General features: G+C 59.9%; 13 protein-coding genes. 11 read left to right on the top strand and 2 right to left on the bottom strand.

Going from position 1 to position 15,534, the window contains the following annotated elements; all coding sequences use genetic code 11:
- Nucleotides 1–5 precede the first annotated feature (5 nt).
- The 11 genes from G5S37_RS24360 (at nt 6) to G5S37_RS24310 (ending at nt 13,164) form a co-directional block, all read left to right on the top strand.
- Nucleotides 6–578 carry an NADH-quinone oxidoreductase subunit C gene (locus G5S37_RS24360; protein ID WP_165207457.1) on the top strand — a complete coding sequence of 191 codons (573 nt, stop codon included), beginning with the start codon at nt 6–8 and terminating at the stop codon, nt 576–578.
- A 69-nt stretch (nt 579–647) separates the two neighbouring features.
- Nucleotides 648–1,094, top strand: a complete 447-nt coding sequence (locus tag G5S37_RS24355) for an SUKH-3 domain-containing protein (protein ID WP_165207456.1) — start codon at nt 648–650, stop codon at nt 1,092–1,094.
- An 85-nt stretch (nt 1,095–1,179) separates the two neighbouring features.
- Entirely contained in the window at nt 1,180–2,175 is a 996-nt protein-coding gene (locus G5S37_RS24350; protein ID WP_165207454.1) for a hypothetical protein, read from the top strand.
- The gene (locus G5S37_RS24345; protein ID WP_206026127.1) at nt 2,157–2,945 is read left to right on the top strand and encodes a hypothetical protein; all 789 of its coding nucleotides are present in this window, start codon (nt 2,157–2,159) and stop codon (nt 2,943–2,945) included. The genes G5S37_RS24350 and G5S37_RS24345 overlap by 19 nt, the downstream gene beginning before the upstream one ends.
- Before the next feature lie 105 nt (nt 2,946–3,050).
- Nucleotides 3,051–5,459 carry a DUF1592 domain-containing protein gene (locus tag G5S37_RS24340; protein ID WP_165207452.1) on the top strand — a complete coding sequence of 803 codons (2,409 nt, stop codon included), beginning with the start codon at nt 3,051–3,053 and terminating at the stop codon, nt 5,457–5,459.
- A 3-nt stretch (nt 5,460–5,462) separates the two neighbouring features.
- Entirely contained in the window at nt 5,463–6,731 is a 1,269-nt protein-coding gene (locus tag G5S37_RS24335) for a hypothetical protein (protein WP_165207451.1), read from the top strand.
- A 13-nt stretch (nt 6,732–6,744) separates the two neighbouring features.
- Nucleotides 6,745–8,148, top strand: a complete 1,404-nt coding sequence (locus G5S37_RS24330) for a DUF1552 domain-containing protein (RefSeq protein ID WP_165207450.1) — start codon at nt 6,745–6,747, stop codon at nt 8,146–8,148.
- A gap of 8 nt (nt 8,149–8,156) precedes the next feature.
- Complete coding sequence (locus G5S37_RS24325) at nt 8,157–9,179, top strand: SMI1/KNR4 family protein (RefSeq protein WP_165207449.1); 1,023 nt, start codon at nt 8,157–8,159, stop codon at nt 9,177–9,179.
- Between the two features lie 45 nt (nt 9,180–9,224).
- Nucleotides 9,225–11,087: a hypothetical protein gene (locus tag G5S37_RS24320; protein WP_165207448.1), complete on the top strand. Its 1,863-nt coding sequence runs from the start codon at nt 9,225–9,227 to the stop codon at nt 11,085–11,087.
- A 62-nt stretch (nt 11,088–11,149) separates the two neighbouring features.
- The gene (locus G5S37_RS24315; protein WP_165207447.1) at nt 11,150–11,677 is read left to right on the top strand and encodes a hypothetical protein; all 528 of its coding nucleotides are present in this window, start codon (nt 11,150–11,152) and stop codon (nt 11,675–11,677) included.
- Between the two features lie 173 nt (nt 11,678–11,850).
- Nucleotides 11,851–13,164: a PQQ-binding-like beta-propeller repeat protein gene (locus tag G5S37_RS24310; RefSeq protein WP_165207446.1), complete on the top strand. Its 1,314-nt coding sequence runs from the start codon at nt 11,851–11,853 to the stop codon at nt 13,162–13,164.
- 350 nt (nt 13,165–13,514) lie between these two features.
- Here G5S37_RS24310 and G5S37_RS24305 read toward each other — a convergent pair whose 3' ends face one another.
- Nucleotides 13,515–14,531, bottom strand: a complete 1,017-nt coding sequence (locus tag G5S37_RS24305) for a D-alanyl-D-alanine carboxypeptidase family protein (RefSeq protein ID WP_165207445.1) — start codon at nt 14,529–14,531, stop codon at nt 13,515–13,517.
- An 87-nt stretch (nt 14,532–14,618) separates the two neighbouring features.
- Complete coding sequence (locus G5S37_RS24300; RefSeq protein ID WP_206026126.1) at nt 14,619–15,323, bottom strand: type I 3-dehydroquinate dehydratase; 705 nt, start codon at nt 15,321–15,323, stop codon at nt 14,619–14,621.
- Nucleotides 15,324–15,534 lie beyond the last annotated feature (211 nt).

The following is a 15,534-nucleotide window of genomic DNA, read 5'->3' as shown; positions in this document are numbered from 1 at the left end:
TTTCAATGAACGCCGCGCAAATCGTCAAGGCCCTCACCGAGAAGTTCGGACCCGCCATCACCGGCACCACGGAGTTTCGTGGCGAGCACAACGTCAGCGTGACCCTGGAGTCTCTGAAGCCGCTGCTGCGCTATTGCCGCGATGAACTGGGCTTCGATTACCTCGTGGATATTTCCAGCGTGGACCATTACGAAACCGAGCCGCGTTTCGAGATGGTGTATGAGCTGTACGGCATGACTCACTACGCGCATCTGCGTGTGAAGGCGATGCTGCCTGAAGATCAGAACGTCCCCACCGTGACGGACATCTGGGCTACGGCCAACTGGCACGAGCGCGAGGTGTACGACATGATGGGCATCAAGTTCGACGGCCATCCCGATCTCCGCCGCATCCTCATGTGGGAGGGGTATCCCTTCTTCCCCCTGCGCAAGGAGTTCCCCCTCGCCGGCAAGCCCAGCGAAATGCCGGAGATCGCCTTCACCGGCATCGCCCCGCTGGAAGGTGGCCCCTTCGTCACGTCCCCCATGGACGCCGACACCATCGATCGCGAGCCGCGCGCGAAGAGCTTCGATTCCTAGGTGCTGCAAATACACGCCCCGAGCAAAAAGTTGTTGTTGGTGGCTCTGAATTTGCGTTGAGTCGCATCTGTGAGGCAACGCTTCTCCCCAGAACTTGCGTACAGGCTGGAGAAATCCGGCTGGTTTGCTGGTCGGGCGACGGAGGAGGAGCTCAATCGGGTCCACTTTCCCATGCACCCGGTGGGCGCGCGGTTCCTCACGGAGTTCGGAGGGCTGACCATCGGTTCGCATCTCTTCTGCAATGCATACTATGTAAACGAGTCCTACGGGCACCACGAGCGCCTGGCGGTGCTCTCGGGTTTGCCCAATCTCCTTCCCGTGGCGGTGATCTGGTACTGGGGCGAGGGCTCGCTCTGGCTGGATGCGGCAGGCCACGCCTATCTGTCAGATGACTATGAACTGGCCTACGTCGGGAAAACGGTGGAAGAGGCGCTGGAAGTGCTGATCCTGGGGAAGGAAATCCCGCCGCACTACCGGCGATGGGAAATTCCTCCGGCGGAAATAGATGGCGAGTGAGTGCATCAAAACGTCAGGGGTCTGGATTATCGGCGCATCCAAGGATTGATAAATTTGCCATGGAGGGAATTCCCAGTGGCGCCGCATGGAAACTGCTGCATTCAACTGGATGTATTACACCGTATTAATTGCTATCATTTGCAACTTTTTGGCCGTGGCGGCCTGTCAGGCGGGAGGTCTCGCCTATGACTACGCGCCTGGCTGGCTGAAGCCGCCGGCGGGCCTGCCGTTCATTGGGAACGCGCACGGTGAGATCGCCGTCGATTCCAAGGGGCTCATCTATGTGAGTGTGGATGGAGACGGCAATGCCGCGACCAGCAAGCCGGGCATCCAGGTGTACCGCCCGGATGGCACCTATTCCCACAATGTGCCCAACCTGCCGCGCACGCTGCATGGCTTCGTCATCCACCACGACTTCATCTATGGCGCGGTGCTCGGTGAACAGAAGATCATCAAGGCGACGCTGGAGGGCCAGATTCTCATGGAGATTCCCGCGACCTCCTTTCCCGAGGACAAGCGTGGACCCAAGGGGCTGAAGCTCACGTCCGTGGATGTGGCTCCGAACGGCGACATCTACGCCGTGGATGGTTATGGCCTCGACTGGATTTTCGTGTTCGATGCTGCAGGCAAGTTCAAGAAGGTCTTCGGCGGTCGCGTGGCCCCGTATAACCTGAACAACTGCCATAAAATCTTCATCGACCCACGCTATGACCAGCCGCGCATCCTGTGCTGCGATCGCGTGAACCTGCGTCTGCTGCACCTCACGCTGGAAGGTGACATCATCGGCGAGTACGCCACAGGATTGCGCCGACCTTCTTCGGCCTCGTTCCACGGGGAGTATGTATGCATCGCGGAAATCGCCGGACGCGTGAGCGTGCTGGACAAGCAGGGTCGCACCGTGGCCACCTTGGGCACCAACGAGACCACCGCAGAGATTAATACCAACAAGGTGGAGCCCGCCCAGTGGCACGAGGGCATCGTCACCTCACCGCATGGCATCACCTTTGATGCGGCAGGAAACATCCTGGTGACGGAGTGGAACAAGAACGGTCGCGTGCTGCGGTGGAATCAGAAGCAGTGAAGTTGCGAGGTACGTGGTACATCGCCGTGGTCGCCATCATGCTGCTGCAATCCGCAGCCTTGATGGCCCACGACACGGGACTCGTGTATGCCCGCCTGGAGAGACCCTCTTCAGGCGGCAAGGTCATGCTGCAGGCGACTGTCGAGTGCCTCAGCAATCCGATGGTGCCCACCCAGGAGGCTGCGCGGGAAGCGTTGGTCACCTTGTTCGATCTTCAGAACGCCTCCAGTGAAAACGGAGGCGTGGCTGGGGCTGGTCGCACTACCCGAGGCAAGCTCCTTGGCGTACCTGCATGGTCCGTGCAGGCCGAATGGACCGACAACTCAGTGCCTGTTTCCGTCCAAGGCCCGGAGGATGATGCGGAAGAACATTGCTGGGTCACGGCACGGTGGGAACTGGAGCTCCTGACAGACGAAGCCGTCTGCCTCCATGTGAATGCAGACACGAAGCTCGGCGCATTGCTGTGGGAGGTGCCGCCATCGGGCCAGTCGCCAGATCCGGATGGCAGAACTCGCTGGCAGATATTGTTGCCGGGAGACCGGAGCCCTCGTCTGAATGTGCCTCAAGAGACGCCGAAGTCTGAGAATGTCACTGAGCCGGTTTCGGCTCCGGCTCCAGTGCTGGTTCACAGGATGGGGCGGGGTTGGTCGGTCGTGGTACTCGGCAGCCTCATGGTCACGGCGCTCGCGTTTGGGCGGCTCCACCAGAGGAGGTATGATTTCCGGGCTTTTTTCCGGCCCGACAGGAAATCCTGCGCCGACATTGCATGAAAGGACCAGCGGGGATTCCTCTTATTGTCACCCGCTCCGATGCTTTTAGCTCCTGATCGTACACCCCATCGATTCGTTTCCCTCGCTCTCGCTGCCACGGCCGGAATGTTGCCCTGTTTGGCGCCGACGTCCCTCAGCGCTGCGGTAAGCCCCGGCACCCCAGCAGCGGAAGACTACGAAAAGGTGGTGAAGCCTTTCTTCTCCGAGCACTGCAACAGCTGCCACGGCGAGAAAAAGCAGAAGGGCGAACTCCGCGTCGACACGCTGAAGGTGGATCCCACGTCGCCCAAGACCATGGCTCACTGGGAGGAAATCATGAACCGCATCAACTCCGGCGACATGCCGCCGGATGATGAGCCCCGTCCGAAGCCAGCGGAGGTGTCCAAGGTGGCGGAGTGGATCGTGAGCCAGCTTCATGAAGCGGAAGCGGCGAATCAGGCCTCCGGTCGTGAGCGGGTGGCTTTCCGCAAACTCACGCGTGTGGAGTATGCGAACACGGTGCGCGATTTGCTCGGCGTGAACTTCGATGTGAAGGCACCCACCGGCTTGCCCGAGGACCCGGACTGGCATGGCTTCGAGCGCATCGGCTCGGTGCTCACGCTCTCGCCCGCGCACGTGGAAAAGTATCTGTCCGCGGCAGATGCGGTGCTGGATGAGGCCCTATCCATCCGCCCGGAGCCGAAGCGAGATGTCATTCGCTGGGGTGCCTTCGACATGCGGTGGAAGGGATTTTCCGAGGAGTACAAGGCGCGCGGCATCGCGGACCAGGTGCGTATTGAGATCGTCCCGAACAACTACACCACGGACACTTGGCCGCTGGAGGTGAAGACCACGGGGGAATACATCCTGCGCATGAAGCTCAGCGGCCTGCGCCCGGAAGGGGGACGCGCGCCGCGCATCAAGGTGTACATGTCGAGCGTCGACAAAACCTTGTTGGAGCAGGATGTCGATGCTGCCGAGGACAAGCCCATCACGGTCGAGGCACGCGTGCATCTCACGGCGGGCAAGTATCCCATCCGCATCATCAACTCCGTCCCCGGGCCGAATCCGGAAGGCCGCCGCTCGCGCCACTCCGGTACGCCGAACGCCTTCACCAATGTGCGCAGCCGTGTGCCGTGGCAGTTGAAGCTGACGGACGATGACTTCAAGCCCATCCAGCCCACCTTGATTCTCGACTCCGTGGAGTGGGATGGTCCGATTGTCGACTCCTGGCCTACGAATGCACACCAGCAGGTATTCTTCGGTGGCGAGAAGGCGACGAAGGACATCGCCTATGCGCGTGAAATCCTGACCCGCTTCGCGTCGCGTGCCTGGCGTCGCCCCGTGCAGCCGGCGGAGGTCGAGCGCTTCCTCAAGCCCATCGCAAAAGCGCAGGAACTGGGCGACAGCTTCGAAGTCGCCGTGAAGAGCGGCCTTGCGGCCATCATGTGTTCGAAGAGCTTCCTCTACCTGGAGGAGGGGAATGCCACGAAAACCGAGCAGAAGCTGACGGACTCGGAGCTTGCCTCGCGCCTCTCTTATTTCCTCTGGAGCAGCGCGCCGGACCAGCGACTGCTGGATCTCGCGAAGGAAGGCAAGCTTCATGAGAAGGAAACCCTCCGTGCTGAAGTGCGCCGCATGCTGGCAGATCCAAAGGCGAAGGAATTCGCCGTCGGCTTCCCGCGCCAGTGGCTGCAGCTTCGCAAGGTGGGCATGTTCCCTCCGGACAAGGTGCTCTATCCCGACTATGACGAGAATCTGGAGCAGAGCATGGTTGGGGAGACCTTGAGCTTCTTCTCCGACATCCTGAAGCGCAACGGCAGCCTGCGGGAGTTCCTCAACTCAGACTGGACCATGCTCAATGAACGTCTCGCGATGCACTACGGCATCGAAGGCATCCGCGGCGATGAGTTCCGCAAAGTGGCGCTGAAGCCCGAGTATCATCGCGGTGGCCTGCTGACGCAGGGCGCCGTCCTCAGCCTCAGTTCCGATGGCACACGGCATCGCCCGGTGCATCGCGGTGTGTGGGTGCTCGAAGCCATCGTCGGCAAGCCACCACCCCCGCCTCCGGCAAATGTCCCAGCGCTGGCCACTCCCGTGGCAAATGCGCCGAAGACCACCGTCCGTGAAAAGCTGGAGCAGCATCGTGCGGACCCGAACTGCACCGCGTGCCATGACAAGATCGATCCCCTCGGTGTCGCCTTCGACAACTACGATGCCATTGGTCGCTTCCGCCTCGTGGAAGAGTCCAAGGATGGCACCGGCGACAACCCGAAACTCGATGCCAGTGGCATGCTGCCGGATGGACGGAAGTTTGCCGACTCCGTGGAACTCCGGAAGCTCATGGTCGATGACGTCGACAAGTTCGCTGCGGCCATCACCGACAAGCTCGCCACCTACGCCCTGCGTCGCGGAATGACCTTCTCCGACCGCGAAGAGCTCAAGCAAATCGCCGATGAATCCAAAACCGGCGACTACCAGCTCGCGAGCTTGATCGAGTCTCTCGTCACCAGTCCTCTTTTCCAGAAGCGTTAGTCCATGGCTGAACGTGTTCCTTGCTCCAATCCTGAGTGCGGCAATACCATCCTGCCGGTCACTGCGGCAGCCAATGGAGGACTGTGCGCGCCTTGCATTGGTGCGATTAGGCGACGGGAACATGAGGAATTTGTGAGGTTGAATCATCGGACGGTGAATCCCTACGAAGGAGTCTCCGACCCGGTGGAAATCGCAAAACTGATGCTATTGCCGCGCAAGTACGATGAGCTTGTGACTTTCGCTCCGCCGCCGATTTCCAAGGAGGAACTGTTCAATTCTTTGGACAAAGAAGCCGCGGAACGATTGGCGTTTGAGGCAATCGCCGCTCTCCACGATGGAGAAGAGGACTTTGCTGAAGATATCGCCAAGCATTTGGCGGTGCTGACGGATTACCGTCTCGATGGCCTGCAACAAGCGTGGGTGCAGAGTGCTAACTTTTGGCCGCCCGTAATCTTTCGCTCCGCGTCATCCGCCATTCGTGAAGCCATCACAAAAGAGATGGTGCAAGATGGAGGGAGTGTGTTCCACGCACTCAGCGCCCTTGCCTGGATCGGAGATGAGGTGGTCGTAACGCTGTTTGAAGGCTGGGACCGTAAGAAACCAGCATGGAGTGCAGAGCTGCGAGTGCCGCCTTCGGACTATTCAGAAGTGGCAGGGTGGGAGTCTTCCGGCGGCGCTCGGCGAAACCTGTTCCACGATCGATGTCTTGCGATATCTCCTGCCACGGAGTTGCAGAACGCGGCGCCGGTGAAGGTGTTTTCAAACACACCTCAAGCCTGTCCATGGTGTAGACAAGGGCTCACTTATATGTTGGAACTCGATCTGCGTGACGCTCGATTTGATTTCCTTGGATTTCAGGGCCCGAGTTTGCCCGTTCTCACATGCCACGGTTGTACATGCTACGGGCACTTCTTTTCGAAAGTTGATGCACACGGAGGCGCAACAGTGCATCCGAAGATTCCAACCCCTGGCTGGCTCCCTGACACGAATGAGGCTTGGGTGCCGCCTGCGTGGAAAGATGTGGACATTGTCCTCACGCCACGCCGCGCCATCCAAGCGGTAGATTGGTGCATGGAGTTGAAGAGTTCCCAGGTCGGCGGCATGCCCTGTTGGGTGCAGGACACCGACTATCCAAAGTGTCTGGATTGTGGGGTGACGATGAGTTTTATCGCCCAACTGAATGAGGGTGATTTTCCAGAGCACGAAGGGACGTATTATGCATTCCTCTGCGCGCCTTGTCGGAACACCGCCACGTCCTATCAACAAACCTGAATCCCGTTTATCGATGTCCAACATCCTTTCCCAACGCTGGCGTTTGAGTCGTCGTCATTTCCTGCGTGGTCTCGGAGCCACCATGGCGCTGCCGCTTCTGGATGCGATGGCACCGCGCCGCGTGAGCGCTGCAGCGGCTGCCGCTGCGAAGCCGCGTCGCAGTGTGTTCGTGTATGTCCCGAACGGCGTGAATGGCATGACATGGCAGGTGAAGAAGGCTGGTCGCGACTATGAGCTCTCGCCCTCGCTCCAGCCGCTGGCGAAGCATCGCAATGACTTCACCGTCTTCAGCGGCCTGCACCACCCGAACGGCATCGGACAAGCGCACGTGTGTGCGGACACCTGGCTCACCGGCGCGAAGATTGATGCGCAGGGAGGGCGCAAGTATGAGAACTCTGTTTCCGTGGACCAGATGATGGCGGAAGTGGTGGGGCAGCAGACGCGCTTCCCCTCGCTTGAGCTTTCGATTTCCTCGGGCACGGGACATCCCTTCGGCACCAGCACGCTGGCGTTCTCACGTGATGGCGTGCCGCTTCCCGCGGATGACAATCCCAAGGTGATCTTCAACCGCCTCTTCGGTGAAGAAGTGGGTGGCATCGGCGCGCAGCGCGCCCGTCTTACCAAGCGTCGCAGTGTGCTGGATGCCGTGCTGGAAGATGCGAAGTCCCTGCGCCTGGAGCTTGGCAAGGACGACCGCACCAAGCTGGATGAATACCTCCACTCCGTGCGCGATGTGGAGCAGCGCACCGAGCGTCTCGATGCCTGGCTGGATATTCCCAAGCCAACTGTGGAGAAGAAGGTCACGGAACACTTCCAGAAGGACGTGCCCAAGGCGCAGGCCGGCGAGTACTGGCGCACGATGTTCGACCTCATGGTTCTCGCGATGCGCACGGACATGACGCGCGTGATCACTTACATGAATGGCAGCGAAGGCAACGGCCTGGCCATTCCTGAAATCGGCATCACCCAGGCGCGTCACAATCTCTCCCACCACAATGGAGACCCACTCGTGCTCGACCGTCTCGCGAAGAGCGATGCGTTTATCATGGAGCAGTTCGCGCATTTCCTCGATGAGCTCAGCACCATCAAGGATGGCGAAGAGCCGCTGCTGGATCGCACCATGATCATGTTTGGCTCCGGCATGAGCTACGGCCACAGCCACGCGAACAGCAACCTGCCCATCCTCCTTGCCGGTGGTCGCGGTCTCGGCCTCAAGCACGGCCAGCATATCGACTACAACCGTCCTCACATGAAGGAAGACTACACGCTGAGCTACGACGAGTGGCGCGGTCTCTGCGGCAAGCCCAAGGACGGCAATGCGCGTCTCAGCAACGTGATGCTCACCATGCTGCAGAAGATGGACATCCAGGCGGAGAAGTTCGTGGATAGCCTCGGGCCGGTGTCGGAGATCGTTTAGCAGACAGGATGAAAGCCCTGTGGCTACGCATTGATAAGTGGCTCGCCGAGCATGCACCCGAAGTGCTCGCGGGCCTCAACCCGCCTGCCACGCTTGAGCACATCCGCGCTGCCGAAAAGCGTCTGGGGTGTGAGTTTCCCCAGGACGTGATGGATTCATTCCTGGTGCATGACGGCGCTCGTCCGGGATGCGGACTGTGGGCGGGCTGGGACCTTCTCAGTCTGGAGGGTGTGGTGCGGGAGTGGGAGTGCTGGAAGGAACTGGTCGATGGGGGCTCCTTTCACCAGAACAAAAGCGTCTCGGATGGCGACATTTCGGACTCCTGGTATGACTTGAACTGGATACCTCTCACTTACCAGGCTGCGGGAGATAACGAGTGTCTTGACCTGAACCCGGGCGAGAAAGGAACCGTGGGTCAAATCATCTCCGTTTACCACGATGATGCCAATCGAGGAGTGGTTGCCTCCAGCTATCGGGCTTGGATGACAGCGTTTGCGGATGATCTGGAGGCAGGTGATTTTGTGTTGGACGAAGATGGCTCCCTTTCCCGTTTTGAGGAGCGGGCGGATGAAAGGTCTTCCGTGGAATATACTGTCTGGCACTTGGACAATGAAGTCAGTGCCAGTGCCCACCAGGTTCTGAGGCAGTTCTTGAAGCAGGAAGCCACGGAGGAGCTTTCCGCCGTGTTCGAGCGCATGATTGCACCGCCGATGATTCAGCCTGCGGCAGTCATGAAATGGTTCGGCGCCAAGGCAAAGCCATATCGACCGTGCTGTGACGATGCCGTGCGTACGATGGTGGCCCTGGAGTTTGTCGCGGAAGCGATTGGCAGGGGCCACACCACCACTCCGGCTCCGCTTTCCCAATGGGTTCGCAGCGCTCGTACCGATGCGGTGAGAGCCTTGCAACCGGCCGCGCACCAGGCTCTGGATGCCCTTCAGGCGCTCGCCAACTCGGATGCCGCCTGGGAGGTTCGGGCGTCCGAGTGGCACGCCGCCGCTGCGAGTCTGGTGAGACGTTTTCAAACCTAGCGGCCAGACTGCTCCGCCTATTTATATTTCTACATTCCTGCCACCATGCCTCATCGTTATCTTGTCTGTCTTACGTCTTTGTTCCTCTTGGGTGTCTCCTCCGCGATTGCCGAAGACGCCCCCGCCAAGAAGGATGAGCGCTATCCGTTCCGCACAGACTTCGCGAATGCGGATCTCCCCTGGTACCAGCCGAAGAACCTGGAGTTTCCACCGCATCATTCGGACCGCCGCATCGGTGGTGAGTTGGTGAGCGTGGATTTCATCCTGCGCAAAGGACAGTTCCGCACGACGAAGACGGGCGAGTTGGTGAACTTCACAATGCCGCCATATGCGTATGTGAGTTATCTGAATGCCGAGGTGGACATGCGTGAGGTGCCGCTGGGTACGTTCTTCCTTTTCTTCATGAATCAGGATGAGGATGGCGGCTTCACGAAGCTGGCCACCATGCAGGAGCAGTTCACCATGGATGCGAGCCACAGCTTCACCTACAAGCTGGATGAAGCGAAACTCGCGGAGGGCAAGCTGCTCACCACAAAGCACAGCATCAAGAAGAAGCAGGACGACCTCGGCAAGAAGGAACTACTCGTCACGAAAGACACGCGTGTGTGGCAGGGCGACAAGCAGGTAAAACTGGAAGACCTGAAGCCCGGCGATGAACTGCTGTACAACATCACTGGCAAGACCGCGGACAAGCCCGGCTGGTGCACCGACATCTGGGTGGGGGAGGATACTCACAAGCTCGCCACGGAAACGCAGCGCAAGAAGTACACGGATTTCATCAAAGCCCGCGGTGTGCCTGGTTGGGTCGAGAAGACCGAAGGCAAGAGCGCGACGGTCACGCTCTTCAGCGGCGATGCCAAAGCGTTCAAGGAAACGTACGGCGCAGATTTTGTCGTGGGGAAGAGCGCCCGCCTCTGCGTGGCGAATGAAGAGCTGCGCACGTGGAATCCGCCCGTGGATGGCGAGAACGGAAGCATCGTCGCCGTGGATAAGGTGCCCGAGTCCGGCTACGGCTGCAGCGGTGTGCGCATCACCATGACGGTACCGAACATGCTGGAAGGTTTCCGCAAGGGACGCGTGGTGCGCCTCTTCGCTCAGGGCTGGAAAGCGCAGGACCAGTTCTACGGCGAGAGCCTCATGGGCTACGGCTTCGGCAGGATGCAGAATCAGGAACTCGTGGAGAATGTGGCGAAGGAATATCCCGAGCAGTTCCCCTTCCGCACGGACTACAGCAATCGCGATCTGCCCTGGTACAAGTTGCAGGCCGGCGTGAAGCCGCCGCCTTTCTCCGAGCATGTCATCACGGGTGAACTGCTCAAGGCAGATGCCGCAGCGAGCACCGGGCAGTTCCGCAAGGACGGCACCGGCGAGGTCGTGGACTTCAGCATCATTCCGGAGGGAGGTGTGCAGTACGTGAACGCCGATGCCACACTCGCGGACATTCCACTGGGCACCCGCTGCCGGTTCTCATTGTTTCAGGATGAGAAAGGCGCTTTCACCAAGGCCAGTCTTGTCACCGATGAGTACACCCGGCTGGCTCGCAATGCGACCACCGTGCGTGTCGTGGAGATCAAGCAGAATGGAGAGCTCCTGTGCGTGGCCTATCAGATTCCCGAGGTGAAAGACTACAACGGCGACATGAAGCGTCCGCCGGACATCGCTCGCGGCACGCTGCGTCTTGATTCCCAAACGCGTTTCTGGAAAGGCGACAAGGAAGTGAAGGGAGCAGACATTGTTGTGGGAGATGTGTTGCTGGTGAATTTTTCCGGTGAGCAGACAGGCACTCCCTCGCGCTGCACAGAAATCTGGATTGGCGAGGACACGCACAAGCAGGTCACCGAGGCGCAGAAGAAGAAGCACACCGAGAGGCTCAATGCAGAGAAGGTCGCGGCCGCTGCGAAGAAGTAGGCTGAGACTGTCACATCATTTCTTGATTGTGGCTTCTGTCCCATTCTCCTAGGGTTACGGCGATGAAGTATGTACTTCCGCTCGTGTTCATTGTGATGCTCTATGTCGTTATCAAGAGGGCATATGAGACTACTCCCCCTCCGACAGTGGATACGAAAGCATTGGTGGCAAAGGCAAAGGCCCTTCAAGCTGCGTTCGACAGCGGTGAGGTGGAGTCACTCATCGCCAGCGTACACCCTGCGATCTTCAACATTGTGAGTCGCGAAGAATTTGAAAGGGTGGCGCGTCAGTCGGCTGAGTCGATTGCTGATGAGGTGACTACCATTTCCCAGGTATGGGGCGAGCCCAGCGCCATCTACTCCAGTGGTCAGGATGAAGTTTGTTTTTTGCCAAGGGAAAGTGTCCTGGAAATGAGTGGCAGGCGAGTCAACTCCAAAGGGTTTTGGATTGCTGCGAGAAAGAAGGGAACGAACGAATGGCTCTTTCTGGATGGGACTGGGCTCCGCAGAAACCCCGAGCTTCTCTGGAAGCTGTTTCCCAATCTCCCGAAGGACATTGAAGTCCCGCCAAACAAGGTCGAGTTGGTGTAGTGAGGTGAGCGGAGGTGGCTGGTCGAGGGCAGGGCACAAGTTGCAAAAGCGGATCTGTCGTTGAGGCGAGTCGCAGAAAGACCTCCGCCCCGCGAACCGTTGCTTGCAGTTCGAGGTGACGCCGTGTTTCATAAAAGGCTCACCCAAATTCGATTCATCCATCCCATCCCACCATGATCCGGTCTGCGAACCTGAACATCCTCGCGTCGGGCGGTCTGGCTGCCGCGGCCTCCGTGCTTGTCGCCGGTGCCACCGCCTTTGCGGCTCCTACCACCGCTCCTGCTCCTGCCGAATCTCCGGCCTTCCGTGGAAACAGCCTCGGCTCCGCGCCCGCGCTTCCCGTCAAGGACCTGAGCAAGGCCACTCTGAACCAGCGCTGGAAGGTAGAGACCCCAGCTGGATTCAGCTCCTTCGTGGTCGCGGGTGCCAAGGCGTACACCATTGTGAAGCGCGATGTGGATGGCAACCCCACCGAAGTGCTGGTGGCGATTGACGCGAAGACCGGCAAGGAGGTCTGGGCTGCTCCGCTCACCATCATCAACAAGTATGACGGCGGTGGCGAATCCGGCACGCCCGACAACAAGGGTGTTGACGGTCCTCGCTCCACGCCTGCCGTGAGCGACGGCAAGGTGTATGCCATTGATGCAAACCTGGGCGTTTATGCCTTCGATGCCGCTACCGGCAAGGAAGTCTGGAAGCACGACGTCATGAAGGACAACGCCGGTGTGCAGATCAAGTGGCAGAACGCCGCTTCTCCGGTCATCGATGGCAATATCCTGCTGATGGCGGGTGGTGGTCCTGGAGAAGGACTGCTCGGCCTCGACAAAAACACCGGCAAGGTGGTGTGGAAGGGCGAGAACGACAAGATGACCCACGCCACGCCGATTCTTGCGGACATCCACGGAATCCATCAGGCCATCTTCTTCACCCAGTCGGGCCTCGTGGCGGTGGATCCTGCCAAGGGCACCCTCCTGTGGCGCGCCGAGTTTCCCTTCAAGGTGAGCACCGCGGCTTCTCCGGTGGTGTATGAGGACATCGTGTATTGCTCCGCAGGCTACGGCGTGGGTGCCGGTGCCTTCAAGATCAGCAAGAGCGGCTCCGGACTCAAGGCTGAGCAGATCTGGCGTCGTGAAAATCAGTGCTTCAACCACTGGAGCACCCCGGTCGTCAAGGACGGCTACCTGTACGGCATGTTCAGCTTCAAGGAATATGGCAGCGGTCCTGTGGCCTGTGTGGATATCAAGAGCGGCAAGGACATCTGGCAGCAAGCCGGCTTCGGCCCCGGACAGCTCATCCTCAGTGGCGACAATCTCGTGGCCCTGAGCGACAAGGGCGAGGTGGTCTTCATCAAGGCTGACCCGAAGGAGTACACCGAGCTGAAGCGCGAAGACATCCTCGCCGGCAAGGTCTGGAGCTATCCCGTTCTGGCCTACAACCACCTCTTCGCCCGCAGCACCGCGGAAGGCGGCTGCTGGGAGATTAAGTGATCACAGGGTAACAGCTGTAAAAGCGTTTCAACAATCCGTCCGCATGACCCACGAGGTTGGCGGGCGGATTTTCTTTTTGGTGTGTGTTCGTATGCCGCCAACAGTTGAAGAAGGGGTCCTCGTGCAGGGACGAAGCGACTGGGCAAAGGAGCGTGGACACTCTTGTCCGCCGTTCTGTTGCGCAGCGCGCCTTCATCATGTGGAAGTTGCTGATGACGATTCTGGAGCAGCTGGTGGCATGCGGCCTTGCCTGCTTGAGGAAAGATGGTGGTAGGTCAGGGACGGCGGACAAGAGTGTCCGCGCTCCTTTGAAATGCCAGGCGCTTGCCCTTGGTCATCGCTCCCGCTTCTCACCCCTGCAGCGCCCACTCCAGCAGCGCCTGGGCGTCTTTCCACACCGAGTAGGACGTGCTGTTGAGCACCACCACAATGCGTCTGCGGCCTTCCTTCTCGCCGCTGGCCACGAGGCAGTAGCCGGAGAGGTTGGTGTAGCCCGTTTTCATGCCGTCGCAGTACTGGTAGGAGCGTAGTACGCGGTTGGTGTTCTCCAGCGTTTCTTCGCGTCCGTCCGGGCGCTTGAAAACATAGGTGCGGTTGGACACCATGGCGCGGATCTGGGGGAGGGCATCGGCGGCCTTGGCGAGCTTCGCCAGATCGCGCGCGGTCGAGTACTGGCCTTCCACGGGAAGGCCATTGGGATTCACGAAGTGGCTGTCATTCATGCCCAGCTCCTTCGCTCGGGCGTTCATCTGGGCGGCAAAGGCGACCTGCGAGCCTGCATGGTCCCGCGCCAGTGCCTGGGCGATGTCGTTGGAGCTTTTCACCATCAGCGCGGTAAGCAGCGAGCGGCGGCTGTACTGATCTCCCGCTTTCAGCCCGATGCGCACCGGCGGGCATTTGGTGTCTGCATCCTCAATGGTGACCATGTTGTCCATGTCGCCACCCTCGACCACGAGCAGCGCGGTGAGCAGCTTCTGCGTGCTGGCGATGGGTCCTTTGCGGTCCGCATTGCGCTCCAGCAGCACTTCGTCGGACTCTGGGTCGATCACCATCACTCGCTCGGCCACGACCTTCGGCGCTGGTCCGCGCTTCTCGCGAAGCAGGAGGGCTTGCTGATAGCGTTTGGCTTTCTCGACGTCCGCCAGGAGCTGGGTGCGCTGGGCTTCCAGTTCGCGGCGTTCCTTCTCCAGGGTCGCGGCGGATTCGGCAAGCTGGCGCTCTCTTTCCGCGAGAGTCTGCTCATGCTCCAGCAGTGAAGTCTCCCGGCTCACGACACGCTGTTCGCGCGTCTTCAGCGCTTCAATGGCCGAGTCGAGCTTTTCGGGATTGTCGCAGGAGCAAATCAGCAGCGCAGGGAGCAGCGCCACCCAGCGAGAGATTCTCGGGCGCAGTCGGGAGCCTGGTTGGGGCAGGGTAGGGGAGGTGTGGCTGGGGGAGCCGCGGGGGACCATCACTTACAGGGCGTTCAGCAGTTTTCTGAGTTCGGTTGCCGCCCACTGACCGGGTGCATTGGACTCGCCGACATAGCCGTAATTCAACAGGCTGCCGCATTTGGCAAGCACCAGACGGGATGCCCGGCCGAGGCTGCCCATGCCCATCACCGAGATTGGCAGGCGCTTTTCCGCCGCGACGAGCTGAATGAGCCGGGCCAGGTCTTGCGGGCTCTGCAGGGCCGTGGCCACCTTCACCGCTTCAAGCTTGAATTGCAGGGCGAAATCCGCCGCGCCACGCAGGACTTCATCGCCAGGGGTGGCATTAAAATCGTGGAAGGACCCGATAACCCCCACGTTCCTGGTCTTGGCCTTGGCAATCACGGCCTGCAGTTCCAGCGCGCTGCGCAGCTCGACATCCATCAGGGCAGCGAGGTCGAGGTGGGCTTCCAGCAGGGTGGCCCGCTCTGAGGGGTCCAGGTTGTACATCCCGCCTTCCTCCGGATGGCGGGCGGTGATCAGGAGGGGTACCTTCAGTTTCTGGGCGAGCGGGCGCGACTCATCAGGGGCCAGATCGATCGAGTCCAGACGGAGTTCAAGGAGGTCGCACCCTTCCGCGAGCGCCGGATTGGACGCCACTGCTTCCAGGGTCTCGGCGGTGCTAACTGCCCCAACCACAAGAGGATGGGGGCTGTGAAGCAAGTTTTTTGACGAATCCAGTTGTGGCATCCTTCAGATTGTCTAAGCTTTTATTTAGTCTCAGAAATTATTGTTAGCCTTGCTAAAGTATGGGTGGTCGCCAGCAAGAAATCAATCTCCAGCTCAAGCAATTGCTTCGAGGTGGTCTTCTTGCCTTTCCCGTGGGCTTCGCACACACGCTGCGAAGCGACCCGGCGCAATCACGCCACCGGACTTTGCACCTCAATCCGGGGCTTGCCCG

The sequence above is a fragment of the Roseimicrobium sp. ORNL1 genome (genome assembly GCF_011044495.1).
In the GTDB taxonomy this organism is placed as follows: Bacteria; Verrucomicrobiota; Verrucomicrobiia; order Verrucomicrobiales; family Verrucomicrobiaceae; genus Roseimicrobium.
Note: the sequence above shows the minus strand (reverse complement) of the source record. Positions and strands in the feature narration are given on the sequence as shown.

Coding starts and splice junctions, on each gene's coding strand:
- G5S37_RS24360 (WP_165207457.1), top strand. CDS start 6: ATGAACGCCGCGCAAATCGTCAAGGCCCTCACCGAGAAGTTCGGACCC.
- G5S37_RS24350 (WP_165207454.1), top strand. CDS start 1,180: ATGGAAACTGCTGCATTCAACTGGATGTATTACACCGTATTAATTGCT.
- G5S37_RS24340 (WP_165207452.1), top strand. CDS start 3,051: ATGTTGCCCTGTTTGGCGCCGACGTCCCTCAGCGCTGCGGTAAGCCCC.
- G5S37_RS24335 (WP_165207451.1), top strand. CDS start 5,463: ATGGCTGAACGTGTTCCTTGCTCCAATCCTGAGTGCGGCAATACCATC.
- G5S37_RS24330 (WP_165207450.1), top strand. CDS start 6,745: ATGTCCAACATCCTTTCCCAACGCTGGCGTTTGAGTCGTCGTCATTTC.
- G5S37_RS24325 (WP_165207449.1), top strand. CDS start 8,157: ATGAAAGCCCTGTGGCTACGCATTGATAAGTGGCTCGCCGAGCATGCA.
- G5S37_RS24320 (WP_165207448.1), top strand. CDS start 9,225: ATGCCTCATCGTTATCTTGTCTGTCTTACGTCTTTGTTCCTCTTGGGT.
- G5S37_RS24315 (WP_165207447.1), top strand. CDS start 11,150: ATGAAGTATGTACTTCCGCTCGTGTTCATTGTGATGCTCTATGTCGTT.
- G5S37_RS24310 (WP_165207446.1), top strand. CDS start 11,851: ATGATCCGGTCTGCGAACCTGAACATCCTCGCGTCGGGCGGTCTGGCT.
- G5S37_RS24300 (WP_206026126.1), bottom strand. CDS start 15,323: ATGCCACAACTGGATTCGTCAAAAAACTTGCTTCACAGCCCCCATCCT.